Genomic DNA, 23,869 nt, shown 5'->3' with positions numbered 1-23,869 from the left:
GACGGCATCGGGCGCGATCCGAGGATTCGGATCGGGCCAGTTTCAGGAGACGGCCTGGTCGGCCTCTTCGAGCAAATCGATGACGGCTTGCTTGTCGACCGCCTTGCGGAGGAAACTCACGAACTGCTCGTCCTTCAGGTGCCTCGAGATGTTCTCCAGGGCTCGAAGGTGGTCGCCGGGCTGGTTCGGCGGCGAGATCAACAGGAAGAAGATATCGACGGGTTCGCCGTCCAGGGCGGCAAAGTCCACCCCCCGGCGCGACAGCGCGACGGTCCCGACCAGCTTCTGGACCGTCGGATGGCGGGTGTGGGGCACCGCCACGCCCTGCCCGATCCCGGTTGAGCCCAGTTCCTCTCGACCGAGGATGGCGCGAATCACGCCATCGACGTCGGGCTCGGCAATCTGACCGGACGAGTGCAGGCTCCGGACGATCTCGCGGATCGCCTCTTCCTTGCCGGTCGCCTGGAGATCGACGAGAATCGCCTCGCTGACCACGAAATCCGAAAGCTTCATCCAGCCCTCCATCGTCGGGTTGCCTTGACGACGGCCCCGGCATCACAAGCCGGGGGCCGGGCCTTCGGGACGCTCGACGAGGCACGCAACAATTCAAGTTCCGACCGCGGGGACCAACGGCCCGAGGCCCGGTGATGAAGGGAATGAGTCACGCTGATTCTTCGCCAGGAGTCAGATCGTCGACAGGAGTCAGATCATCGACAACCGAGGGGTCGCCCTTGTGGTTCTGGACCCGGTCCTTGTAGCGGCGGAGTTGCTCCTCCACCTTGTGGACGCAGCTGTCCATCGCCACCTCGGGCGTCGGCCCTTCTTCGCTGGCGAAGAAGTCATGCTTGTGCTCGGCCGAGGCCCGGATTTCCACCCGCCAGGCGTCCTTCCCGTGCTTGCCATGCTCGACAGCAACTTCGACGGACATCAGCCGCCCGAAATACTTGACGAGCTTCTCGGCCTTGTCGTGGAGGTACGCGGTCTGACTTGGACCCAGGCTTCCGTGGCGGGTCGATATCTCGATTTGCACCCATCCGCTCCTTGCCAGATTCAACGCCGCCGGCCCGCTCAATGACGCACTCAGCGTAAGGAAAGATTAACCCCGACTTATCCTCCGGTCAAGGGGCCACCCGGCCCCGGGTCTTCTCGTCTTCTCGTAGGGCAGGGCTCGCCCTGCCGAGTCCCTTGACGCGGCAGGGCGAGCCCTGCCCTACGGGAGAGCAAGCGCCCGCAATGTCGGCAGCCCCGGAGCGGGGCTCCCGAGACCGACAAGCCATCCTAGGTTACATTGAGGCCTTCCGCGAGCCTCTTCATCGCGCCGATCCTAGCGCCTCCGCCACGGCGGCCTCGATCTCCTTCCCCCGCATCCCCTTCTTCACGATCCGGCCGTCGGGACCGACCAGGACGAAGGCGGGGATCGCCCGGACCCCGAACGAGCCGGGCGTGGCCGAGTGGATCCCCTCGCCCAGGAACCCCTGCGACCAGGGGAGCTTCCGCTTCTCCTGGAACGCCCGGGGCTCGTCGATCTTCTCGTCCACGCTCAGGCTCAGGATCACGAACCGACCGTCCTCGCGGAAGGCGTCATGGACCGCCTGAAGTTGGGGGATCTCGCCAATGCAAGGCCCGCACCAGGTCGCCCAGAAGTCAAGCAGGACGAACTTCCCCCGGAAGTCTTCCAGCTTGAGAGGCCGGCCATCCAGGAAGGTCCCCTCGATCGGCGGGGCCATATCCCCCGCCTCGGGGCCGCCCTTGCGGAACGATGACATCTCCTCGGCGGTCGGCTTGGGGCGATACGCTCCGATTTTGAGCGTCCTCAGGTCGATCGGGCTGGGGGACTCGGGCCGGACCACGCCGGCCGCGAGATACATGTTATCCCGCTGGACGGAGATGTTATATTCCTGGCCGACGACCAGCGAGGGCAGGATAAACCGCCCCTCCGCGTCGGTCACGACCTTCGGGGCGAAGCAGGTCATCGAGATCTGCTCCTCCTCGTCCAGGTAGACGCGCCGGCCCCATTCGAGGGGCTGGTTCGCGGCCGGTTTGCCCTGTTCATCGAGGAGGAGCCCGGTGGCCGTCGCGGTCGGAGAGATCGGGATGACGACCTCGGGGTCCTCGGCCCCGACCTCGACGATCGCCCCGAGCGATCCATCGGCCGACTTGACGCAGACGACCAGCTTGTCGAGATCCCTTTCGAATTGGAAATGTCCCTCGCCATCGGCAAACACGGCGCGAGGAACGCCTCGGTTGTTGGCGGCCACAAAATCGATCTTCGCCCCCGCCACGCCCTTGCCCGAGACGGCCTCGACGACCCGGCCCGAGATCGGTCCTTTCTCCGGCCGGGGCATCCGGAAGTCGCGGATCAACTCCGGCTCGTCCTTGACGGTGAACTTCTCGTTTTCCAGATGAGGTGGCCCGAACAGGGTGTAGGTCCCCGGGCCGACCCGGATCGAGTAGCGTCCCTCGGCGTCGGTCAGCTCGCCGAATTGTCGGCGGACCTCACGCCAGACGTGATCTCCTTCATCCCGGACCTCGGCCGGGGCCTGCTCGCCGGTGCTCTCGTCGAGCCGCATGTACTGCCCGGCGACGGGCTTGTCGTCGGACCCGACCGTGACCTTCCCCCGGATGATCGTGCCCCGAGTTAGCTTGAAGTCGACATTCTTCACCGAATGGTCTGGAAGTACGATGACATCCAACCGGCTCGGCGCGGCCCAGTTGTCGTCCTGGACATAGACGGCGTAAGCCTCGCCCGGGCTGACGGTCAGTTCATACGAACCGTCGGCGTCCGATCGGGTCCGGTCCTGGCCGTGGTCGTGCCCCCGACCGGTCCCGTAAGTTTCGACCATGATTCCCGAGGCGGGCGAGCCGTCGGAGTGGACGACCCGGCCTCGGATCATTTCCTTACGAGTCATCGTGGCGGTGACGGGCTCGGTCGCCCCTGCTTCCACTATGACTCGGCGGTGAGCGAAGTCGTCGGATCGAGGCCAGAAGGTCAGCCCCTTTTGACTGGGAGGCAACCAGTCGAAGGCCGCAACACCATCGTTATCCGTGGATGCTGTCATCGATCGGTAGTCGCCGAGATTGAGTTGGCTCCGCCGCCCTTCTTTCTGGATGAGCCAGGGTCCGAAGCCGACCCCGGCGAGCGGCTTCCCCTCGGCGTCCACAGCCCGGATCTTCGCGGTCCGGGCTCCTTCGAGCACCAGGGCAACGGTCGCCGGGAGTTTCGAGGCCGCGCGACCTCCTCGGCTCCGACCGTGCTCATCCGCCGTCCCGAATTCGGCGTAATCCAGGCCCCGGCCCGATTTCAGGGCGATCACCCATTCGATCGAGGCTTCGGGCGGCACGGCCAGCTCGGCAACGCCATCAGGCCCGGTCGACCCGTGGCCGAGGATCTGAAAATTTCCGACCACCTCGACCGTCGCGCCTGAGATGGGTGAATGGCGCGCGTCCTCGACTCGTGCCGTGAAGCGACGGGCCGTCTTCAAAACGATCCGGGCGGGGACCGATGCCTGTTCCGGGGTCAGGTTATACTCGTATAGGAAGGAGCCGAGCCGATCGCCGTCGGCCGAGCGGGCCAGCAGCGAGGTAGCGTCGATCCGCTGTGCCCGGACAAGTGGAAATCGGAATGCACCTTCGGCGTCGGTGACCCCCCGAGATTCGCGTTCGGTGTAGGCCTGGGCCACGACCTCGGCCCCCGGGACCGGACGACCGGCCTCGTCGACGACCACACCCCGGGCTTCGACCGCTTCTTTCGTTTTCTTCTCCTCGACGATCCGTCCTTTGGCCTCGGTCTTGATGACGGGATCATCGGCTGGGATGGTGGCAACGACCGGTTCTCCGCCTCCTCCCAGACCGGAGGCCCAGGCCAGGCCGGTGGCCAGGCCGAGGGTGATCGAGGCGGCCAGGACCAGCTTGAATTTCGCCAGCGTCGTCATCGCCAGAACTCCTTCCGCCAGTGAGGCCACGGCCGACGGGACCGACCCGCCGGAGAGACTCCCGCTTGCATGACTTAGGGCCAGGCGAGTCGTCGCGATCGCGAGCGACTTCGGGGCGACCGATCGCGACGGCTTTTCCAGGGTCCACGATTCCGGGACCAGGTCTCGACGGGCCAACCGGTCGCGAAGCCTGGCCCGAGCCCGGAGCAACCGGCTTTGCAGGGTCCGGATCGGGCACTGGAGGAGGTTGGCGGCCTGCTCGTGGCTCATCCCTTCAAGGTGGCAGACCACGATCGCCGCTCGGTATTTCTCCGGGAGTCGGTCGATCTCCTCGTAGAGCGCCGACCAGTCGTGAACGGGTGCGGATCCTTCGGCAGGCTGGAGGCCCTGTTCTGCCCGCCGACGTTCGTGCTCACGCCTCCGGGCCAGATCGAGTTGGGCTCGGGCCGAGACGCGTCGCTCGACCCCGAGCAGCCAGCCGGCCGCCGAGTCGCGATGGCGGACCGACCCCGCCCGACGGGCCAGGACCAGGAGGACGGCCTGATAGGCATCCTCGGCGTCGTGACGGTTGCCGACGATGTCGAGGCAGACCCGGTAGACCATCGACCCATGCCGCTCGATCAACGCCGAGAACGCCACCTCGGCCGACTCCCCCGACGACCGGGCGACCGGGTCCAGGAGTTCGCCATCGCCCAGCGAGCCCGCCGCCCCGATCCGCAAGATCGAATCGAGGTTAGGACCGCACGAAGCGGGAAACTTGATCACCCGGGAACCTCCCCTCGATGTCTCGCTCGTCGATCTTCAAGTGTCTCCCGGGGGGTCGAATGCTTCAACTTTTTTGAAAATCTCAGTAACGCGGATGCCTTGAGGCGGAGCAAGCTCCGCCCGGGCAAAGCGTGAGCAAGCTCCCGCACTCCAAGGCCTCCGGCGGCGTCATTCTCGATGCGGCGGAGCCGCCTTGGAGTGCGGGAGCTTGCTCACGCTGTCCGACCCGGAGCTTGCTCCGGGCGTCATACGCGACCGATTGCCGGATTAGGATTACCTGTCAGTCCCGGGCCTTCTTCGACTCATTCGGGATCGGCCGATACCAGACCACGTTATGCGACTGGCCGCCAATGGCGACCACATCGGGCCGACCATCACCGTCGAGGTCGCCCCCCCGGAGATCCTGCGCGGTGACTCCGGGGTCGAGGATGGTCCTGACCCAGTCCGACCCATCACGATCGAACATCAGGACGCCCCCCCCTCCCCCTCGATAGCCGGCGAAAACCTCGTCGTCGCCGTCGCCATCGACGTCGGCCACCCAGAGGGCGTGGCCCTCCTTCAGGGAAGTGTCGATCACGGTCCGAGGTCCGAACTTGAGCGGATCCAGGGATTCGGACAGATAGACGACGACATCCGTGCCATGCCAGGGCTCGACGGTGGCGAGGAACTTCCGGCCGTTCCTGAGCTTGCCGAGGTGGACCTCGCTCGATCCTTTCTTGGGAGCTTCTCCCAGTGCGCCGGTGGCAAGATCGGAGGCTTGAAAGAAGTCGCCCACGCCGAGCACCGGGTTCAGTCGGTACGAGGTCACCCCCTGATTGCTTGCCCCGAGGACGGTGGAAACACCCTGATCGCCAAGGTCCACTAATTCGATCGCGTGCAGGACCGGGGCCTCGCCGACCCGGTAGGATTTCCAATGGCCCGATTTCGGCTCGGCCCCCGGGTCGAAGACAACCAGTCGGGCCGGGTCCTGGTTGAAGAGGGGAGGCTTCGCCGATGGCCCAAAGATCGAAGCAACGAACAGTGCTTGTTTCTTTTCGAATGAGACCGAACCTGGAGAAACGCGTACCGATGGATAAATGCCCCAGCGGAGTCGGTGGATGCTGGGCACTCTGGAGAGTGAGGACTCGTGGAGTCGGCCGGCGGCTCCATTCGTCCCTCCTGACCCTCCCCCTCCGGCAATCCCTCCACCCACCCCTCGGGACTGATTAGCGTCGACCATCGGCGTGAAAGTCCAGGGGTCATCCACCTTCGCCCCCTGGATAGCAAGGAGGAGCTTGCCCCGTTTGGGCTCGTTCATCGAGAAATCATAGGCGATGGCGATCTCGGCCATGCCGTCGCCGTCGAGGTCGGCGGTGGCGCTGCTGATGATGTCGGGCGTCTCCTTCGAGGTCGAGACCACCCGCTTGGTCCAGGTCGGGTTCTCGTACCAGGCGAGGGTCGAGCCGCCGAGGGCCACGATATCCGGCTTCTTGTCGCCGTTGACGTCGGCCACCTCGACCTGGTAGCCGCCCGGGAAAGCGTCGTCGATCACGATCCGTTCGAATCTCGGAGGACTCAGGACTGGGGACTCGGGACTGAGGACTGAAGCGGAACAAGTCGCGGAAAAGACCACCATCGCGATGCCGAATTCTCGCATCTTTGCCCCCATAATATAACTTCCTGAGTCCTGAGTCCTGAGTCCTGAGTCCTGAGTCCTCTAGGATTTGCTGCCCCAACCGGCGGGCGGGCCGGCGGTATCCTCGGGCTTGACGGCGAACTCGGCGAGGTCGACGTCGTTGTTGACGGCGGCCTCGGTGGCCTTGAGGCGATTCTCGAGGAGCGTCACGCGCTGCTCCAGGAGGGCGATCCGGGCCTCGGCCTCGTCGGGTCGTCGAGGGCGGGGGACCTCGGGGTAGCCGAGCTGTCGCTGGAGGGCCGAGAAGAGGTAGAGCGGATCTCGGCCGCGATTGGCCCGGGCGATCTTCCCCTCCTTCTCGCCGAAGAGGGTGGGATATTTGGGCTCGTAGTCGGGCCGGGTCCGGCGCTGCTCGGTGACCAGATAGGACGAGCGGACGTAGATCAGGTCGGCGAAGTCGACGTCGCCGAGCCTGGCCCGGAGCTGGAGGATGTAATCGCGCCACTCCTCGGTATAGGCCGGGTCGGCGGCGATCGCGTCGAGCCCCCGGCCGTAGCCCAGCCGGTTCCGGGAGAGGGCCTCGAACTGGTAGATGAACAGCCCGGCGGGATTGGGGCCGTCGGCCTTGTACTTGGCCTCGCGTTCGAGGATCAGCAGGGCCTGATCCATCGGGAACCGGCTGACGTCGTGCTCGGCCTGGTCGATCACGTGGGTCTGGAACGGCGTGAAGTAGTGGCCCAGCCGCGCCATGGCCGGGCCCATCAGGCCCAGCACCTTGATCTCGGTGGCCAGGAACGAGACCGCCATCGGCAGCTTGGTGGTCGAGAGCAGCTCCTCGCCGACCCGAGAGAGTACGTCCTGGGCGGGCATCCCGTCGAGGACCCGCTCGCGAAAGGCGTGGAAGAAATAGGCCTGCTCGATGTATTCCTCGCGATCGAGGATCGGCATGGGGCGACTCGCTCGGTACCTGAGGACGGAGGCGGGATCGGCCCGATTGTACCCGAAACTCCGGGAGGCCTGGTGAGGCCCCTCAAAATCGCGAAAAGGGGCCGGTCGGCGGTCGAGGGATCAGGGGCCGGGTCGGCCCGGGGCCAGTTCGAGACGCCAGGCGTCGGCCACGCGTTGCCAGCCGAGCGTCTGGCAGAGCGACGCCACCTTCTCGATGGACTCCCGATAGCCCGCCTCGTCGCGGGGTTCCTTCCGCGTCTGGTCCAGGAACGCCTGGTAGGCCCCGCTCAGATTCGCGTAAGCCTGGTGGAGTTCGCGGCTCCTCGCGATGTGATCGCGGGCCTGGTCGGTCTTCCCCAGGCGTTGTTCCACCATCCCCAGCTTGTAGAGGGTGTCGGCCTCGTTGGGCGAGAGTTCGACGGAACGCCGGAATGCCTCGAAGGCGCCGGGGTCATCCCTTTCGGACTGGCGGACGAGGCCCCGATACATCCAGATCTTGGCATCCTGATCGGCCTCCGAGGGGAGCCGGTCGATGACGGCCCGCGCCTCGTCCATGTTCCCTCGCTGCTGGAGGATCTCCAGTTGCGCCTGCCGGGCCTTGATGTCGTCGGGGCGACTTTGGAGGCAGTCATTTAATACTCGGTCGGCCGCCTCCCCGTTGCCGATCGCCTGTTCTTCCAGGGCCAGGGCTCGCCGGGCGTCCCAGTCCTGGGGGTCGGCCTCGATGTAGCCCCGGAGCTTGGCGACGGCTTCCTCGTGGGCGATCCGCTCCAGTTCGGCCCGGACCCGCATCGCCAGGACGCCCGGCCGTTCGATCGGGGTCGCTTGATCGTAGGCCCGCCACAAGGTCTTCCGGGCCTCGTCCAGGCGCCCTTCGAGGACGTAGAGCGCCACCAGTTCCTTGGCGGCCCCGGCGAAGAGGTTCGGGGGGGCGGGATGCAGAGGGTCGTCGGCGATGCAGGCCAGCCAGGCGGCCTCAGCTTCTCGGGCGTGGCTTACCCGCTTGAAAGCCTGGGCCTCCAGGAATGAGGACTCGGATTTCGAGGGCCACCAGGACGGGACCTCGTGCAGTTCCCGGGCGCAATCGAGCTGATCGCCCCTCTGGGCCAATATCCGGGCCAGCTTCGTCCGGGCATCACCATCGGAGGGCGACCACCGGAGGCGAGTCCGGAGCGCCTGTTCGGCCTCGTCGAGCTTCCCTCGGGCGATCGAGGCGTCGATCGCCTTCATGTCCCCGAGCGACCAGTCGCCCCAGGTCCACCAGGCGTTCAGGCCGACCAGGGCCAGGGACAAGGTCCAGACGGTCCACCGGAGGACCCGACCGCGCGAGTCGGACCGCTCCGGGCGAGTCGAGGCGACGACCGCCGGGGTGGGTTGCGACCTGGGTGTCTTCGGGCGGGTTCCCTGGCGGTCGGACATCGTCGCCTCAAGGGGCTGGGGACGGAGATGGCTTCGGGGCCCGGAGGAGGGAGGCTTTTTGCTCCCACTTCCTGGCCTCGTCGGTCCGGCCGAGTCGCTGGTAGGTGATCCCCAGATTATAGGCAGCCGCGTAAGATCCGGGCGCGAGCGTGGCGGCTCGCGTGAGGAGCCGAGTGGCCTCCTCCAGGTTGCCTCGCCCCAGTTCGATCCGCCCCAGGTTCAGCCAGGCCGCGGGATGGTCGGGGGAGAGTTCCCTGACCCTCAGCCAGCTCTTCTCGGCGCCGTCCACCGAGCCCTGGAGCATATGGGCCCGGGCCATCAGGGCGACCAGCCCCGGATCGTCCAGCGATCCTTCCACGAGCGAGAGGTAGCGGAGGACGTCGGCCGATCGGCCGATCGAGAGCAAATCCTCGCCGAACTGCGACCAGAAGAGGCGACGGTCCAGCGGCATCGATCGAAGCTCGGGATCGAGTTCCAGCACTTTCTGGTAGGCCTCGACCGCCGCCTCGAAATCGCCCTGATTATGATAAGCGATGCCGATCAGGGTCGAGCCGAGGGCGGCGACCGAGTCCACTTCCCTCGGCCTGAGGGTCCAGTGGCCGCCCGCCGCCGCAACCGGGGCCTCGGCCCGGACCGAGCCCAGCGCACTCCCGGCGAGGAGCCGCCCGATCTCGCCCACCTCGTGCCATCGCAACATCGAGATCAGGACGCCCGCCTTGAGGCGGAGGGCCGCCACATCGAGCGGGTCCAGGCGAAGGACCTCGTCGAACGCTTCGAGGGCCCGCTCTCGGAGATTCTGACGAGTCAGGCCATAGGCCCGATAGAGGAGATCCGAGGCGGTCAGGCCCCAGGCTCGCCGATAGTAAGCCTCGGCCTGTTCGGCGAAATCGAGCCGGCTGAGGCACCGGGCGGCTACCCGATGGGCCTCGGGGCTCCAGGGCCGGCGTTCGAGGTGCTCCATCGACGCCCTCAGGGCGGTCGGGAAATCCCCCCGAGACTCCGCGGCCACGGCCTCGTCGAGCGATTTCGAGCCCGTCGCGTTCGCGTACGTCAGCCAGCAGAGGACGGCCAGCAAGGCGACCCCGACGATCGTCCCGACCAGCCCTCGATGGCGGGATGTCCGCCGGGGCTCGGGGCTCGCCTCGCGGGTGGGGCCTCCTGAGGAGGAGCGGCGACTATCCATCCTTGAGGCCCGTTCCGGGTCCGGTGGTCGGGGCGGGAGATGTTGCACGATCGGGGCCTCGCGGCAACTCGATCCCTCGGACGGCGTTCCCGACGAGGCTCGACCAGGCCTCGGCCTCGTCGTTCCGGCCGACCGATCCGAGGGTCGCGGCCACTTCCCCGAAGAGTTCGGGGTGCGACCTCAGGCCCAGGTCGGGCAGGGCGTTGACCTGATCGTAGAGTTCTCGAGCCCGATCGGGATACTTCGCGATGGCGTCGAGGCGAGATTCGAGCCCTTCGAAGCCGGGAGCCTTGCCCCCCTGCCGGAGGACGCTCCGGAATCGGTAAGCGAGCCTCGCGTCGGCCGGCCGGGCCTCCAGGGCTCGACCGTAGGCGATGGCCGCCCGATCGAGATCACGCCCTTGCGCGGCCAGCCAGCCCCTGGCCTCGTCGAAGCGGGGAGAGGCCGCCAGGGATGGGGGGATCCGCCCCAAGGCCCGTTCCAGCTCGTCCAGCTCGCCGACCTCGATCAGGCCGTCCAGGTAGGTCGACCAGGCGTCGAGGTCCTCCGCGTGGGACTCGACCGCACCCCGGAGGAGACTCAATCCTTCCGCCGCCCGCCCGGATCGAATCTGCGCCCCGCCGAGGGCCAGGGTCGAGCGGACGTCGCCGGGATTGGCGAGGACCACCGGGGCCAGCCCGTGCACGACCGATCCGGCCTCGATCGGATGGGCATCGAGTCGGATTAACTGGAGGAGCAACTGGACCCGATCGTGGGGGTCGGGCTCATGGGCGAAGAGCCGGAGGGCCAGCCGCCTCGAATCTTCATCACGACCCTGGAGCGCGTAGATATTCAGGAGCTTCCAGCCGACCTCGGCGATCGAAGGTTCGAGCCGGAGGGCTTCGAGCCAGGCGGCCTCGGCCTCGTCGTAATGCAGCTCGCCGAACCGGGCTCCCCCCTCGATCGCCTTGAGGAGGGCGGCCTGGTGGGGATTGGCCGGCCGGATCCCGGCGATTTGCTCCAGGGCGAGCGCCGGGTTAGGGTCGGGCCGGTCGATCGAGATCCGGGCCAGCATCACCCGGGCGGGCTCGTCGCCGGGATAGGCCCGGAGATATTCCCGAAGCTGGGTTTCAGCGGCCTCGTAACGACCCAGGGCGACCAGCCGGTCGACCCCGGTCAGGGTCGGGCGAGGCCGGAGGGCCCACCAGCCCGCGAGGCTGGCCAGGCCGATCGCCACGGCAAGCGGGGCGATCAGCCAAGAGGCCTGATACTTCATCGAACAGCCTCATCGATATCACGGACGGCGGGCCGACCGGGTTCGACCCGGCCGGCCCTGGAGAGTCGCCGCCCCGGCCGATGGCCGGGGCTTTCGAGACCATGAGCTTCAGGCCACTCGCCCCGACTCAGAAGGAGTCGGCGCTGAGGATCTCTCCGCCATCCGGCGTGGCCAGGGCATACCAGGCCTGGAAGTTGATCGTCGACTTGATGAACCGGACCGAGCCGTCCATCAGCACGACATTCACGCCGCCCGGGTGGAGCGAGCTGGCCGAGATCATCTCGCCCGCACGACCCCAGTCGTCCGAGGTGCAGGACTTCCGGTTCGGGGTCTGGGTGTGGGTGTAGTGCATCGTCTTGCCGTAATAGGCCCACTCCCCCTTCCAGCTCCAGTACTGGGCGAGGTTGCCGTTCTGGCAGGCCTGGGCCGCCGTGAAGTCGTTCAGGTAGCTGGTCCCGGCATAGCCCTGGGGCGAAGAGGGGGCTCCCGCAGGATTGCCGCCCGTCCCGTAGACCATGCCGAGGCGATTCTTGGTGAGGCCGGCGGCGGGGTCGACGCCCGATCCCTTGACCCATTCGCTGAAGATCACCGTGTTACTGGTGCCATCGACGAAGCTCGAATAATTTGTCGTCCGCTTCAGGGCGTCGTCCCAGTTCGACGAGACGTAAGAGGGGCCGTTGGGCACCCAGTTGTTGTACGCCCGGTTCAGCCCGAAGTTCGACGGGTAGTTGCAGGTGGCGGTATACGGGCGATTCACCTGGCCCACGATGATCTGGCTGTTCTGGGCCCGCCCGGGGTTATTGTCCGACGGGCAGAGGAACGAGGACACCTGGGTGCAGATCGCGGTGCCATTGATCGCGCCGTACAGGCCGCCCGCGGCGGGATCGTCACCGCTCACTCCGGGCCCCCATCGCGCGCCCACCTGGAAGTTGATCGCATTGTAGGCCGGCGTCTGCTCCATGTAGGGGAGCAGCCGGGCATGCTGCGAGAAGTTCTGCTGGTCCACTCCACCATTCGTGATCGGATCGACGAAGAGCGGAGGGGTGACGTCGTTGGCCGACATGTAATTGTTCATCGCCAACCCGATTTGCTTCAGGTTGTTGGTGCACTGGGCCCGGCGGGCCGCCTCGCGCGCCGCCTGGACGGCCGGCAGCAGGAGCGAGATCAAGACTGCGATGATGGCGATCACCACCAGCAGCTCGATCAGGGTGAATGCTTTACGTCTCATAGGGCTTCCTTTAACAAAAATGGAAGATAAAAGGGCTCGATTGGTCCATTCGCCGATCGCCATCGCGATCGGTCGTAAGTACCCAGCGATGGGGGGAGTGCTCCGGGGGACTTACTTACGGTTGGCGCCGGGATAGGCCTTGCTGCCGCCCGTGGGCGCGCCCTTGCCTTGCATACTCCGGATTCGCTCCTCCGGAGTCATGGAATCGGTGGGGAGTGTCCCCTCGATCCGAGACTGCTCCTGGTTGTCCTCGCCGCACCCCGACAAGAACATGGCCAGTCCGAAAGCCCCCACCAGCAACCGTGACCGATTAGGATGCGTCATGAGAATCGCGTTCCGCTTTGATGAAAAATAGTCGATCGTAATGTAACTGCGCAGGTTGAAGTCCGAGGGGTGGAGCCTTCGACCAGCCCACGAATGTGATCGCGCATCCACCCATCGACCAACCCCTGCCCCAAGGGGTCTGACTGCCAAAAATAGATACCGCGATCGTGCGGCCCGTGGGCGACAGTTCGGCGGCGATCTTTCGTTCTGACAGTCGAGGCGGAAGGAGATGTGTCCGTCGATCTAACCTAAGATAAGATCAAATTGTCAACACCGAGGCTAAGATTATTTCGAATTCAACAAAGACAGCACTCCAAAGAGGGGTGAATGTCGATAACTCGAAACAGGATCCGGCTTCACCAGGCGGTCGCATCGCGAGTCGATCCGGAGAGGTCGGTGGCCACCCAGTCGGCGTCGGCCAGTTTTTCCCTCGGGAAGCTGGTGGTGAGTGCCAGGCATCTCGAGCCGGCGGCCCGGGCCGCGGCCACGCCGACGACGGCATCCTCGATCACCAGGCAGGAGCCCGGGTCGAGGCCGAGGCGGCGGGCCGCCTCCAGGAACAGGTCGGGGGCCGGCTTCTTGCGATCGACCTCGCTCCCGGTCACGATGGCGTCGAAGTTCGTCGAGGGTAGGCCGATCTCGCGCAGATTCCCCTCGACCTTGATCGCGTCGGCGCTGGAGGCGACCGCCAGGCGGAGCCCCCGCTCCCGGCATCGGGCGACGAACTCGCGGACACCCGGCAGGGGATGGAGCCGGCCCCGGATCAGTTCGAGGTAGATCGAATAGGTCCGAGCCTTGTCGCGGGCCGGGTCGAGCGGGATGCCTCGGGCCTCGGCGGGGCCGCCGATGAAGCGATCCTCCCCCATCCCGACGAACGGATGAAAGTCCTCGGGGACCAGCGGGAATCCCTTCTCGGCGAACATCCGGATCGCCGCCTCGGCGATGAACGGCTCGGAGTCGACGAGCACTCCATCCATGTCGAATATCACGCCTCGGAGCCGGGTGGGCTCGCTCATCTCGGCTCCTTGGTGGGGCGATTCAGGTCTTCAAGGCGGGGACCGGCAGCAGGGGAAGTTCCGCGCGAAGCTCGTCGAGGCTCACTCGGGCCTTGGGGACGAAGTGCCGGGCGGCCAGGCGGGCCGAGCCCAGGCTGCATTCCTTCTCCAGCAAATAATAACGGTTGTAGTGGTCGACCTGCTGATTGATCGGCCCGAGGTCGATCCGATCGAGGTAGTCGGCCCACCTTCGGTTGAACCGCTCGACGCTCGCCACGAGATCGCGGGCGATGGTCCTGAGCCCTCGACGCGAGGCCGGGCGAGTGCCCCACTTCGGCGGTTCGGCCCCGGCGAGTCCCCAGAGCGTCGCGATCGAGCCCTGGAAGACCGCGAGGTCGGCCTCGGGCCCATGGGCGGCGGCGGACCATTGGCGGAGCCGGAGCCGGACCATGTCGAGCATCTCGTCTCGTCTACGACCGGCATGGACCCGGAGCCGGGCCAGGGCATACTCCAGATCCTGTCCCCGACGGGCGAAGGCCGGGACGTCGAAGAGCCCGAGCAGCTCCTTGATCTCGGCGTCGATCCCCCCCAGCGACGTCTCCTCGTCCGACTCTTCCATCCCGGTCTCCCGGCCCCCTCCGACACACCCATCGCGGTCGACCGGAAACCGGGCCGAGGTCCCGGCGGGTGTCCGGGAATCGGTCGCGGCCGAAGGCCCGGAGATCGCCGATAGCCGCTCGCGATTCTACCGGATCGACTCGCCCGTTCAGAAGCCCATTCCCCGAGCTCTGGCCTAACCACTTTACAAATCGACCCATGTTGCAGATCATGATTCTCCCCCAGGGGGGTTTGTCGGGGTCATCGGTGCAACAGCACATTCCCCCCTCCGCTTCCTTCCGCGATCGTTCGGAGTCCTGCCGTGGGCAAGCCAACCGGTTTCCTGGAGATCCCGCGCGTCACCCCTTCACGACGGCCGGTCCCCGAGCGACTCCACGATTATCGCGAGGTCTACAACCCGCTGCCGGTGGTCACGCTCCGCGATCAAGGGGCGCGATGCATGGACTGCGGGATCCCGTTCTGCCATCAGGGGTGCCCGCTCGGGAACCTGATCCCCGACTGGAACGACCTGGTTTATCGCGACCGCTGGCACGCGGCCATCGACCGGCTTCACGCGACGAACAACTTCCCCGAATTCACCGGGATCCTCTGCCCCGCCCCTTGCGAGGCCTCGTGCGTCCTGGGGATCAACAGCGATCCGGTGACGATCCGGCAGATCGAGCAGGATATCGTCGAGCGGGCCTGGTCCGAGGGCTGGATCACCCCGGGACCGCCCAAGGTCAAGACCGGCAAGAAGGTCGCCGTGGTCGGCTCCGGCCCTGCGGGGCTGGCCGCCGCCCAGCAACTGGCCCGCGCCGGCCATGATGTGACCGTCTTCGAGCGGGACGACCGGATCGGCGGCCTCCTCCGATACGGGATCCCCGACTTCAAGATGGAGAAATGGCGGATCGACCGACGGCTCGAGCAGATGGAGGCCGAGGGCGTCGCCTTCAAGCCGGGCGTCGCGGTCGGCCGCGACCTCCCCGCCTCCCAGCTGCTCGCGGAGTTCGACGCCATCTGCCTCTGCGGGGGCTCCACCAGGGCCCGCGACCTGACGATCCCCGGCCGAGACCTGAAGGGGATCCACCTGGCGATGGATTTCCTCCCGGTCCAGAATCGCCGAGTGGCCGGCGACACCGTGACCGATGATCCCCACTTCTCGGCGCAGGGCAAGCATGTCGTGATCATCGGGGGCGGCGACACCGGGGCCGACTGCCTCGGGACGTCGCACCGCCAGGGCTGCCGGAGCGTCCACCAGTTCGAGATCGTCCCCCGGCCTCCCGAGAGCCGGACCCCGACGAATCCGTGGCCGCAATGGTCGAACGTCTTCCGCGTCTCCGGGGCCCACGAAGAGGGCGGGATCCGGGAGTATTCGATCAACACCAAGAAATTCGTCGGCGAGGAGGATCGGGTGACGGCCCTGGAGACCGTCCAGGTCGAGATGAAGTCGGTCGACGGCCGGATGCAGTTCGTGGAGATCCCCGGGACCGAGAAGACCTACCCGGCCGACCTCGTCCTGCTGGCCATGGGCTTCGTCGGCCCCGAGCGAAACGGGCTCCTGGACGACCTCGGCGTCGAGCTCGACCGGATGGGCAACGTCCAGGCCGACTCGAACAAGCGGACGTCCGTGGACAAGGTGTTCACGGCCGGGGACATGACCAGGGGCCAGAGCCTGATCGTCTGGGCGATCGCCGAGGGCCGCCAGGCCGCCCACGGGATCGACGAGTTCCTGATGGGCCGGACCGACCTGCCCCAGCCCCTCGCCGCCAACAACCACGCCCGGCCGTTCTCCTGAGCCTCGCGTACCGATCAGACCCAAGCCGAACAGATCATCACGGCAATCCAGGCCGGGCCACTCAGAGAGAGTCCTCTCCCCGAGTGGCCCGGTCGTGTTCTTCGCCAGGCTCCGCGATCATTCAGGAGCGGGGGCAGGGGCGAGAATGACTCCGAAGCCGCGACGGCTTGGACTGACCCGAGGCCTCGATGTCAAAATGAACCTGCATCGATGAACATTCTCGAGAAACAGTGCGGACGACTCTCAGTCGATCGCGATAGTGTCTTCGAATGACTCGACGACTCGCTTTAGAAGGCTAGGGATTCGCCCAACCGGTCCTCCAACCCCAGCCTTTCGAGCGAGGGAACGAACCCACTCAGGCTCGCGATCGAAGCCATTGCGACTCGACGGAACGAACCCACTTGAGATTCGAGCCGCGGCTCTTTGAATTCTCGCAAGCCTCGACACAATTGCCAGTTACCGATTTCCACCGGTTTGATCGCCCCTGGGTCAGCAGGGGGAACGAAGCCAATTTCAGCCGGTTCGGGTGGCTCGATTCCGGCGGAACGAAGCCAAATCTCGGCTCGAGGTGGGACACTGAAGGCTTTTCGAGCGATGTCATCGGGTCGGACCGGGTTGCGGTTGACCGAAGTTCGGACCAGGGGTATCACGTGGCCGAGTCGACCGAGGGGCCGGTCGGCTTGCGCCGGATTTTCGGCGAGGGATGGCCGATGAAACCTGGATGTTGCCCCTTGTCCCGGTGATCCGACCGAGTCTATCCCGAGGAGTCGAGCTTTGAGCGGTGCGTCTCCCGAGAGTCGGACCTCCTGGATTCCCCGAGGGCTCCTGGGGATGCTCGCACTGGTGGCGGCCGTCGAGGTCGTGATCGGCGGGCTCCGTCACGACCTGGCCAGCCCCCTGGCCGAGGACTGGCGGATCACCGCGATGGCGGCCTCGGAGAAGGCTCCCGGGTGCGACGTCCTCTGCTTCGGCGACAGCCTGGTCAAATATGGCGTTTTACCCCGGGTGATCCGGGCGAAATCCGGTCTGAAATCGTACAACCTGGCGACCAGCGGCGGGACGATGCCCTCGGCGTTTTTCCTGCTCCGGCAGGCCCTCGACGCCGGGGCCAGGCCCCGGGCGGTCGTGGCCGACTTTGCCGCTCTGATGCTCGATGATCCCGACCCCCCGGCCATGCAGGATTATGCCGAACTGGCCACGTATCGCGACTGCCTCGACCTGGCCTGGGCCTCGAAGAGTGGCGGATTCCTGGCCGGGGCGACCCTCAGCAAGCTCCTGCCTTCGTACCAGTGGCGGTTCGAAGTCAGGAACTCGATCCGGGCCGCGTTCGAAGGTCGGAGCCTCTCGAATCGGGCGGCCCTGGCGACCTACCGGGCCCGATGGGCCCGCGAGTCGGGAGCCCATCCGATGCCTCCGGGCCGGGTCCGCTATCCCACCGAAGCCACCCTGATCGATGGCGTGAGCCCCGAGACCTGGACCTGCGAACCGAGGAACCGGCGCTATCTGGAACGGTTCCTCGAACTCGCCGCTTCCCATCAGATCACGGTCTACTGGCTGATCCCGCCGCTCTGCCCCGAGGCCCACGCCCGGAGGGAAGCCCGGGGTTCCGACCGACTCTACGGGGAGTTCGTCCGGGGGATCGTCGCGAAGCATCCGAACGTGGTGGTCTGCGACGCCCGCCCCTCGGGTTATGACAACTCGGTCCACACCGATCATCTCCACCTCGACCGCAGGGGGGCCGCCGTCCTGAGCGCCGACCTGGCCTCGGTCCTGGCCGATCGACGAGGCGGGGCCGAACCGGGCCCGGCCTGGGTCGAGATGCCCGACTTCGCCGGACGGACGATCGAGAATCCCCCGTCGAGCGTGGCTCAATCCCGCGCCTCGAGGTCCCACTGATTGCTCGAAAGGGCCTCGATGAGCCGAGAGACACCCCAACGCCCAAGATCCCGAGTCCCTCGAGGGCTCCTCGGGATGATCGCGATGGTCGCGATCGTGGAGGCGATCATCGCCGGTCGGCGCCTCGACTTCACGACCGTCTGGGCCGACGATTGGCGGCAGACGACCCTGGCGGCTACCAGCGAGGCCCCGGGCCGAGACGTCCTCTGCTTCGGCGATAGCCTGGTGAAATTCGGCGTGTTGCCCAGGGTGATCCAGGCCAAGACCGGGCTCAAGTCCTACAACCTGGCGTTGAATGCCGGGACGATGCCCTCGGCTTACTTCCTCCTCCGGAGGTCGCTGGCCTCGGGAGCCCGGCCCAAGGCGATCGTGGCCGACTTCTTCGCCCTGATGCTCGCCGACCAGCCCACGCTCTCGGTCCGTACCTATCCCGACCTGGCCTCCGTCCGGGACTGCCTGGACCTGGCCTGGACCGCGGGCGACCCCGACCTGTTCACCTCGACGACCCTGGGCAAGGTCCTCCCCTCCTACAAGTGCCGCCACGAGATCCGGGCCAGCGTGATCGCCGCGCTGGATGGGCGTCGGGCCTCGCCTTGGCCCGTGCAATCGGCCATCTGGAAGACCTGGACGGCCCAGAACGGGGCCCAGCCGATGCCCCCGGTGGCGATGAAGCCGCCGCTCGATCCTTCGGTCGTCGACTCGTTCGCCCCGGGGAACTGGTCGTGCGATCGCCTGAATGCCGCCTATTTCGAGAAGTTTCTCAAGCTCGCCGGCGAGCATCACTTGCCGGTCTACTGGCTGATGCCGCCCCTCGACCCCGAGGTCCACGCCCGTCGGGCCGCACAAGGGTCCGACCAGGCCTACGCCCGGATGGCCCGCGAGGCCCAGGATCGCTACCCGAACCTGACGGTCCTGGACGCCCGAAACTCGGGCTATGACGCCTCGGTCCACATCGACTCGATCCACCTCGACAAGCAAGGGGCCCAGGCCCTCAGCGGCGACCTAGCCTCGATCCTGAAGGATCGCGTGAAGCTCGGGCACCCCGGATCTCGATGGGTTAACATGCCCACATACGACCCGAATCGCGAGGAACGCGCCGAGGCCACGGTCGACGCACCATCGGCCAGGACTGCCGGACGAAGGACCGCAACGCTCGCCCCTCGACCGGGATCATCTCCTCGTTGAGGCGGTCGGGAGGCGACCCGATCGGCCCGTCGCTCGCCTCGAATCACCGACCGGGGCCGATCCTCGCGAACCAGGGGCCGAGCGCCTCCCGATAGTTTTCCCAGCGACCCACCGAGGTCCGATAGATCGGGCGACGGACCTGGGCCACGCTGGCCGATTGCACGGCGTGCCGGGCCTGATGAAAATCGAGGCAAGCCGGGTCCCATTCCAGGCCGATCCAGGCCACCAGGTCGCGCGAGATCCGCCCCGGTTCGGCCACCAGTTCCTCGTAATCCACCTCGAACAAGGGGGTTGGCAAGGCCCGGCGCCAGTGGTCCATGACTCGTCGATAATCCTCGATCCGAGAGGCGATGTGATCCGGGTCGGACGCCCATCGGACCTGGCCGAAGCTGTTCATCCAGCACGAGAGGGCCACGTCTCGCGGATCGCGTCGGCAGTGGATCACCCTGGCACTCGGGAAGAGGGCCGCGATCAGGCCCAGGTAGAGATAGTTCTCGGGCATCTTGTCGATGACCCGAGCGGCCGAGCCGTCCAGCGCCGCCAGGCCGTCGAGGAACCCTCGGGCCATGCCTTGCACCGAGTCCCGCCCGAGCCGGTCCAGGCGAGCCCGGACCGTGGCGGGGCCTTCGACCACCTCGGGGAGACGCGTGAACAATTGCGGGATCATCGGCAGCTCGCCGGCCCCGAAGGCCCGAGGATGGCTCGCCAGGATCTGCTCGACCAGCGTCGTCCCCGATCGGGGGAGCCCGACCACGAACACCGGACGATCGGTCTCCGGCCCCCAGCCCCGGACCCTCGCGAAGAAGTCCGGCGTGAACGCCCCGAGCAACTGGTCGACGAAGGCCCGGTAGGCTCCGGGGTCGTAGCCCTGGCCTTGTCTCCGGAACTCGGCCCGTTGCAGGGCATTGGCCTCGCCGATCAGGAGGGCGGCCCGATCGAACTCGCCATGAGCATCGAGCACCTGCCCCAGGCCGAAGAGGAGCGGCTCGCGACGATCCGGCGAGAGCGAGGGGTCGGCGAGCAGGCCCTCGATCGCAGCCCGTTCTTCCCGGGGCAACCTCTCCCGGAGCCGGATCGCCAGGCGTGCCAGCGCACCGGCGTGCCGGGGGTCGTGCCGGAGGGCCTCCCGGAGCGATGCGATCGCAGGTTCGGAATCCCCGAGCTGTTCCAGGACCCCGCCCAGGGAAGCGTGGGCGGGGGCGTAGTCCGGGCGGAGCCGGATCGCCTCGCGATAACAGGCCTCGGCCTCGCGGGGCCGACCGAGCCGCAGGAACACATGGCCCAGTTGGAGCCAGGCCGCGACGAGGCCGGGGCCGAGCCGGACGGCCTCCCGGGAATGAACCAGGGCCTCTTCCAGCACGCCCCGTTCCAGGAGGATCTTCCCCAGATTCCCGCGGGCCTCGGCGGTCGTCGGGTCGATCTGCACGGCCGCGCGGAAGTGGGCCAGGGCCGAGGCGATGTCGCCCTGGAGCCGATAGGCATGGCCCAGGTTATTGTGGACCGCGACGAGGTCGGGCCGGAGCCGGAGGGCCTCGCGGAAATGGCCGAGGGCCTCATCGACCTTCCCCTGATCGACCAGGATCGCCCCCAGGTTGCAGAGCGCCTCGGGGCTATCGGGCCGGAGCCTCGCCGCTTCCCGGCAGCAATCGACGGCGCGGTCGATCTGCCCGAGCATCCGGCAAGCCTCGGCGAGAGCCCCTTGATAATCCGCCTCGTCCGGCCGAACGGTTACCGCCCGACCGAACAGCACCAGCGCACGTTTCGGATCTCCGAGCTGGAGAGCCGTCAGGCCGAGGAGATACAGGGCATCGGGCCGGTCGGGATCTTCGACCAACGCCCCCTCATAAGCCGCCGCGGCCCGGGCCAGGTTCCCTCGCCGATGCTCCTCCATGGCCAGGCTCAGGTCCATGAGCATGAGTCCGACTCACCCGCAAGTTCGCGTCAGGGAGGGCCCTGGGGCCAGGAGACCGGCCCGCCCTTCGAGTAAACGGCCTTCGATCCGTCTCATCCCTCGGCGATCGTCCTTTGGGTATAGAGCGTCAAGCGGTCGCGGCATGCCCCTTGATCCCATCAAAATTCAAAATCTTCAAAACCGCCGAACCGAGCCCTAATCGCGCCCTCCCGGCTTCGCGCAAGCGATTTCGATCATGAAGGTTGTAACAGCTTGAGCCCATCGCGACTCGGCCCCGGCATCGCCATTGGCTTGCGTTCGGCAGGTCTCCTCCGTGCCAGGCCCGAAAGATTCTGGAACAATCGAGGGAGTTCCGGGCACTTTGGTCGGAGAGACGGAAATGCCGAGGCGTGGAGAGTCGGGATCATGGGCCAACGATTGTCGGGCCTTGTCGCCAGGGATTTGCGGACGCTGATGGAAATCGGGGCGGTCGCGGGGCTGACCGATGCCGAGTTGCTGGATCTCTTCGAGCGGCGGGGCGGAGCGGCTTCCGAGGCGGCGTTCGAGGCCCTGGTCGATCGACATGGGGCGATGGTCCTCCGCGTCTGCCGGGGTCTCCTCCGGGACGAGGCCGATGTCGAGGATGCCTTCCAGGCGACGTTCCTGGTGCTGGCCCGCAAGGTCGGGTCGATCCGGGATCGCGAATCGCCCGGTCGCTGGTTGTTCGGCGTCGCGGCCCGGGTGGCGGCGAAAGCCCGCGTCGAGGCCGCCCGCCGAAAGGCCCGCGAGCGACTCACGGCCGGGCCGGTGATCGGTGTCGAGGACGACCCGGCCCGCCGAGAGCCCGATCTGGGCCCGATGGTCCTGGAGGAAGTCCGCCGACTCCCCGAGAAATACCGGGCTCCCGTGATCCTCTGCGACCTGGAAGGCCGGACCTACGAGGAGGCCGCCCGACAACTCCGGTGCCCACTCGGGACGATCAAGGTCCGGCTTTCCAGGGCCCGCGCCCTGCTCCGGTCGAGGCTGACTCGCCGTGGCCTGGCCCCGGACCCCGTCCGGCCGATCGCCGGGGCCATCCCGATCGTGCCCCTCGCGCTGGCCCGGAGGGCGGCCCAGTTGGCGACGGCCGGCGTCGCCGGTTCCAGGGCCGCGATGGTCCCGGCTCGCGTGCTGATCCTGACCGAAGGAGTCCTGAAGGGCATGTTGATCTCACAAGGGAAAGTCGTCGCGGCGGTCCTGTTCACCGGGAGCGTCCTCGCGGCCGGCGCGGGGGCGTTGGCCCTCCAGGATCCGGGGGCGGGTCGGGCCGGACCGCCCGGAACAACCAGGCCGAAGCCGTCTGAGGTCGTCTCTCCGAGCCTCCCGCCCTTTGCCGGGCAGGCGATCCGACGGGCGATCGACGCCGCCCGGACGATCGAGAGTCCTCCGGAAAAGGCCGAAGCCCTGCTCCGGATCGGCCAGGCCCAGACTCGCCTGGGAGACCCCCGGGCCGCTCGCGAGACATTGCGCGAGGCGATCAGGGCCGCCGACTCCGGCAAGCCCACCGACAACTGGACAATCCCCCACCCGCTGATCCGAATCGCCGAGGCCCAGGCCCAGGCCGGGGACCGCGACGCCGCCCACCGGACGTTCGGGCATGCCGTCGAGGTCATTCGGACACTCTCACCGGATGATCCGATGGGACAGATGAGCCACTGGATCAACCTGTTACCAACCCAGGAGCGGGTAGAAGGTCGAACGGCCTGCCGTGAGTCGATCGAGGCCTACCGGCGATATCTGACGACTGAGATCGACAAGACCCAATTCCGGACTTTTAACCCGATCTCACTGGCGGGCTTGCAGGCCATGCTGGGTGACTTCGAAGGAGCCTTGAAATTCGCCAACGATCCCGAGAATTTCCCGGGGTTCGATGGCGATCGGGGTCGGATCGCGGCACTGTTGAACGTGGTCCAGGCGCTCCGGCCAGGGGACCGGGAGTTCATCGAGCCGGTCCTCACGCTGGCTCGCCGGACCATCGCAGATCAGGCCGACATCACCATGCGAAATCAGGACTGGAAGGCGATCGCGAGGGTACTGTCTCAGCTCGGCCGGTTCGATGAGGCCCTCGCCACGGCCTCGCTGATCGAGGTCGACTTCTCTCCCATGAGCCATCGAGAGGAAAGTGCCGCCTTCAACAAGGCCCTCACCTTCGGCGACATCGCGGCCGATCAACTCAAGGCGGGAGACCGGGCCGGGGCCAGGAAGTCCGCCGGGGTGTCCGTCTCGATCGTGAAGGCGATCGAGGCCGAGGGATTCAGGCCGGTCCCCATGCAGAAAGCCGCGGGAATCCTGGTGGACGCCGGCGATCTTGAAGGAGGCCTGGATGCCATCGCCTCGTTGAATCCCAAGAACCGACCGGAATACCTCCTGTGGTTGGCCTCGGAGCGGGGTCGGGCCGGGAACGAGGAAGCCGCCCTGGCCATCCTGAAACGGGCGTTACCCGAGGCCGAGGAATCGCTCCACGAGGCTCGACTCGCGGATGCCAATGAGGCTCAGGGGGACCGGATCGCCCTGGTCTCGACGCTCGTGGCCAAGATCCAGGCGAGGATGGGGGACCTGGAGGCGGCCCTCCGGACGATCGAGCCGCTCTCGGATGGGGCGAAGCAGGCGGCCTGGGGCTGGCTGGCGGCGATGAGGGCCGAGGCGGGCGACGTGAAGTCTGCCCTGGAACTGGTGGAGCGGATGGATCCGCCCGGTCGTCGCATCCGGGCGATCCTCGGAATCATAGCGAGTCTGCCAGCCAGGAACGTCGAGGGCTCGCCGAACCTCCCTTGAGGGATGGGTCGGGCGAGCCTCGGGCGG

General features: G+C 66.9%; 17 protein-coding genes. 4 read left to right on the top strand and 13 right to left on the bottom strand.

All coding sequences use genetic code 11. The annotated features are described in order from the left end of the window. Window positions 1–42: 42 nt before the first annotated feature. From P12x_RS01650 to P12x_RS01595, 12 genes are all read right to left on the bottom strand, one after another. Complete coding sequence (locus P12x_RS01650; RefSeq protein ID WP_435009082.1) at window positions 43–513, bottom strand: PTS sugar transporter subunit IIA; 471 nt, start codon at window positions 511–513, stop codon at window positions 43–45. Window positions 514–661: 148 nt separating this feature from the next. Continuing rightward, window positions 662–1,030 (bottom strand): ribosome hibernation-promoting factor, HPF/YfiA family, encoded by a 369-nt coding sequence (gene hpf, locus P12x_RS01645; RefSeq protein WP_435009080.1) that lies wholly within the window; start codon window positions 1,028–1,030, stop codon window positions 662–664. A 280-nt stretch (window positions 1,031–1,310) separates the two neighbouring features. Continuing rightward, the gene (locus tag P12x_RS01640) at window positions 1,311–4,697 is read right to left on the bottom strand and encodes a sigma-70 family RNA polymerase sigma factor (protein ID WP_435009078.1); all 3,387 of its coding nucleotides are present in this window, start codon (window positions 4,695–4,697) and stop codon (window positions 1,311–1,313) included. A gap of 280 nt (window positions 4,698–4,977) precedes the next feature. After that, entirely contained in the window at window positions 4,978–6,228 is a 1,251-nt protein-coding gene (locus P12x_RS01635) for an FG-GAP repeat domain-containing protein (RefSeq protein ID WP_435009077.1), read from the bottom strand. A 165-nt stretch (window positions 6,229–6,393) separates the two neighbouring features. Further along, entirely contained in the window at window positions 6,394–7,260 is an 867-nt protein-coding gene (locus P12x_RS01630) for a hypothetical protein (RefSeq protein ID WP_435009076.1), read from the bottom strand. Window positions 7,261–7,380: 120 nt separating this feature from the next. Continuing rightward, window positions 7,381–8,679, bottom strand: a complete 1,299-nt coding sequence (locus P12x_RS01625; RefSeq protein ID WP_435009075.1) for a tetratricopeptide repeat protein — start codon at window positions 8,677–8,679, stop codon at window positions 7,381–7,383. A gap of 7 nt (window positions 8,680–8,686) precedes the next feature. Then, window positions 8,687–9,862, bottom strand: coding sequence for a tetratricopeptide repeat protein (locus P12x_RS01620; RefSeq protein WP_435009074.1), 1,176 nt, complete (start codon window positions 9,860–9,862; stop codon window positions 8,687–8,689). Beyond that, a complete protein-coding gene (locus tag P12x_RS01615; protein WP_435009073.1) occupies window positions 9,855–11,117 on the bottom strand; it encodes a tetratricopeptide repeat protein in 1,263 nt (420 codons plus the stop codon). The genes P12x_RS01620 and P12x_RS01615 overlap by 8 nt, the downstream gene beginning before the upstream one ends. A 127-nt stretch (window positions 11,118–11,244) precedes the next feature. Next, window positions 11,245–12,345: a DUF1559 domain-containing protein gene (locus tag P12x_RS01610; RefSeq protein WP_435009072.1), complete on the bottom strand. Its 1,101-nt coding sequence runs from the start codon at window positions 12,343–12,345 to the stop codon at window positions 11,245–11,247. Window positions 12,346–12,456: 111 nt separating this feature from the next. Further along, the gene (locus P12x_RS01605; RefSeq protein ID WP_435009071.1) at window positions 12,457–12,669 is read right to left on the bottom strand and encodes a hypothetical protein; all 213 of its coding nucleotides are present in this window, start codon (window positions 12,667–12,669) and stop codon (window positions 12,457–12,459) included. 356 nt (window positions 12,670–13,025) lie between these two features. Beyond that, window positions 13,026–13,685 (bottom strand): HAD-IA family hydrolase, encoded by a 660-nt coding sequence (locus P12x_RS01600; RefSeq protein ID WP_435009070.1) that lies wholly within the window; start codon window positions 13,683–13,685, stop codon window positions 13,026–13,028. Window positions 13,686–13,707: 22 nt separating this feature from the next. Continuing rightward, entirely contained in the window at window positions 13,708–14,283 is a 576-nt protein-coding gene (locus tag P12x_RS01595; RefSeq protein WP_435009069.1) for a hypothetical protein, read from the bottom strand. Between the two features lie 300 nt (window positions 14,284–14,583). Between P12x_RS01595 and P12x_RS01590 the strand changes: the two genes are divergently transcribed. The 3 genes from P12x_RS01590 to P12x_RS01580 all read left to right on the top strand — a co-directional run bounded on the left by P12x_RS01590 (window position 14,584) and on the right by P12x_RS01580 (window position 19,137). Continuing rightward, a complete protein-coding gene (locus P12x_RS01590; RefSeq protein WP_435009068.1) occupies window positions 14,584–16,056 on the top strand; it encodes a glutamate synthase subunit beta in 1,473 nt (490 codons plus the stop codon). A gap of 831 nt (window positions 16,057–16,887) precedes the next feature. After that, on the top strand, window positions 16,888–17,952 hold the full coding sequence (locus tag P12x_RS01585) for a hypothetical protein (protein WP_435009067.1): 1,065 nt from the start codon (window positions 16,888–16,890) through the stop codon (window positions 17,950–17,952). Between the two features lie 75 nt (window positions 17,953–18,027). Beyond that, window positions 18,028–19,137: a hypothetical protein gene (locus P12x_RS01580; RefSeq protein WP_435009066.1), complete on the top strand. Its 1,110-nt coding sequence runs from the start codon at window positions 18,028–18,030 to the stop codon at window positions 19,135–19,137. A gap of 43 nt (window positions 19,138–19,180) precedes the next feature. Here the strand turns inward: P12x_RS01580 and P12x_RS01575 are convergent, their stop codons facing one another. Continuing rightward, window positions 19,181–21,052 (bottom strand): tetratricopeptide repeat-containing sulfotransferase family protein, encoded by a 1,872-nt coding sequence (locus tag P12x_RS01575; RefSeq protein WP_435009065.1) that lies wholly within the window; start codon window positions 21,050–21,052, stop codon window positions 19,181–19,183. Window positions 21,053–21,454: 402 nt separating this feature from the next. Here P12x_RS01575 and P12x_RS01570 point away from each other — a divergent pair, with 402 nt between their 5' ends. Continuing rightward, entirely contained in the window at window positions 21,455–23,842 is a 2,388-nt protein-coding gene (locus tag P12x_RS01570) for a sigma-70 family RNA polymerase sigma factor (protein WP_435009064.1), read from the top strand. Window positions 23,843–23,869: the final 27 nt, after the last annotated feature.

This window comes from Tundrisphaera lichenicola (genome assembly GCF_051175385.1).
Taxonomy (GTDB): Bacteria; Planctomycetota; Planctomycetia; order Isosphaerales; family Isosphaeraceae; genus Tundrisphaera; species Tundrisphaera lichenicola.
Note: the sequence above shows the minus strand (reverse complement) of the source record. Positions and strands in the feature narration are given on the sequence as shown.

Excerpts from the sequence above, each read along its gene's own strand:
- P12x_RS01610 (WP_435009072.1), bottom strand. The coding sequence starts at position 12,345 with ATGAGACGTAAAGCATTCACCCTGATCGAGCTGCTGGTGGTGATCGCC.
- P12x_RS01625 (WP_435009075.1), bottom strand. The coding sequence starts at position 8,679 with ATGTCCGACCGCCAGGGAACCCGCCCGAAGACACCCAGGTCGCAACCC.
- P12x_RS01595 (WP_435009069.1), bottom strand. The coding sequence starts at position 14,283 with ATGGAAGAGTCGGACGAGGAGACGTCGCTGGGGGGGATCGACGCCGAG.
- P12x_RS01585 (WP_435009067.1), top strand. The coding sequence starts at position 16,888 with ATGCTCGCACTGGTGGCGGCCGTCGAGGTCGTGATCGGCGGGCTCCGT.
- P12x_RS01600 (WP_435009070.1), bottom strand. The coding sequence starts at position 13,685 with ATGAGCGAGCCCACCCGGCTCCGAGGCGTGATATTCGACATGGATGGA.
- P12x_RS01650 (WP_435009082.1), bottom strand. The coding sequence starts at position 513 with ATGAAGCTTTCGGATTTCGTGGTCAGCGAGGCGATTCTCGTCGATCTC.
- P12x_RS01570 (WP_435009064.1), top strand. The coding sequence starts at position 21,455 with ATGGGCCAACGATTGTCGGGCCTTGTCGCCAGGGATTTGCGGACGCTG.
- P12x_RS01615 (WP_435009073.1), bottom strand. The coding sequence starts at position 11,117 with ATGAAGTATCAGGCCTCTTGGCTGATCGCCCCGCTTGCCGTGGCGATC.
- P12x_RS01630 (WP_435009076.1), bottom strand. The coding sequence starts at position 7,260 with ATGCCGATCCTCGATCGCGAGGAATACATCGAGCAGGCCTATTTCTTC.
- P12x_RS01575 (WP_435009065.1), bottom strand. The coding sequence starts at position 21,052 with ATGCTCATGGACCTGAGCCTGGCCATGGAGGAGCATCGGCGAGGGAAC.
- P12x_RS01605 (WP_435009071.1), bottom strand. The coding sequence starts at position 12,669 with ATGACGCATCCTAATCGGTCACGGTTGCTGGTGGGGGCTTTCGGACTG.
- P12x_RS01580 (WP_435009066.1), top strand. The coding sequence starts at position 18,028 with ATGATCGCGATGGTCGCGATCGTGGAGGCGATCATCGCCGGTCGGCGC.
- P12x_RS01620 (WP_435009074.1), bottom strand. The coding sequence starts at position 9,862 with ATGGATAGTCGCCGCTCCTCCTCAGGAGGCCCCACCCGCGAGGCGAGC.